Origin of the sequence: Agathobacter ruminis, from assembly GCF_002735305.1 — a bacterium.
GTDB lineage: Bacteria > Bacillota > Clostridia > Lachnospirales > Lachnospiraceae > Roseburia > Roseburia ruminis.
In genome coordinates this window covers 1-204 of record NZ_PDYG01000068.1, presented here as the reverse complement: position 1 = coordinate 204, position 204 = coordinate 1, and the positions used below count along the sequence as shown (strand labels likewise).

The window sequence follows — 204 nt, the reverse complement described above, 5'->3', positions numbered from 1 at the left end:
TTTTAATAGAAATGCATTATGATCATTATCTATCGTCCCCATATAATTAAAATATCCAATCTCGGATGCCATATCCACAAGATGATTTCTCTCGCCTACCCCAATAAAGCCAATACTAGTTGCATAAAAATCCACCGTCTCAGCTTCTTCATTTTCCAACTGAAAGTCTGCATAGGCAATCTTACCGTTTGTACAGGTATTTCC

At 36.8% G+C, this 204-nt stretch carries 1 protein-coding gene; it reads right to left on the bottom strand.

Annotation, left to right across the window (positions count from 1 at the left end; translation table 11 throughout):
* Positions 1-204 (bottom strand): hypothetical protein (locus tag CSX02_RS13560; RefSeq protein ID WP_189281454.1); only part of this gene is annotated, 204 nt, incomplete at both ends.